The following is a 507-nucleotide window of genomic DNA, read 5'->3' as shown; positions in this document are numbered from 1 at the left end:
AATGATGTAATTGTAAATCCAAATCCTTTACCACTTCAATTATGTGATCCTAATAATGATGGTTTTTCTGTTTTTGATTTGACAAGTTCTATTTCTTCAATAGTTGGTACTACTTCTTACACAGTAACCTATCATGAAACCGTTACAGATGCTACTATCGATGGAACTATTATTCCAAGTCCAGCTGGTTATCCTAACATTAATCCATGGAACCAAACTATTTACATCAGAGTTGAGTCTCTAACTACTGGTTGTTTTGAAATCGTGCCACTTCAACTCATCGTTAACCCAACACCAGAAGCGACGGAGCCGATGGATTATCATTTATGTGATTACACAGGCGCTGTGGGTTATGAGAGTTTTGATTTAACGAGTAAAATAGCGGAGATATTAGGCAGTATCAATGCTACGACACATACCGTTACGTTCTATACTGATTTACCCCAAGCCCAGTTAGGAACAGGCAACATTACCAATGTAGCTGCCTATATCAATGGAACGATAGAC

General features: G+C 37.9%; 1 protein-coding gene. It reads left to right on the top strand.

Annotation, left to right across the window (positions count from 1 at the left end; translation table 11 throughout):
- Window positions 1-507, top strand: a 507-nt coding sequence (locus IAI56_RS15905) for a hypothetical protein (protein WP_222941038.1), incomplete at both ends; no start/stop codon positions are given.

Origin of the sequence: Flavobacterium macrobrachii, from assembly GCF_014486675.1 — a bacterium.
In the GTDB taxonomy this organism is placed as follows: Bacteria; Bacteroidota; Bacteroidia; order Flavobacteriales; family Flavobacteriaceae; genus Flavobacterium; species Flavobacterium macrobrachii.
The sequence above is the reverse complement of the archived record's forward strand: the minus strand, read 5'-3'. Positions and strand labels throughout refer to the sequence as shown.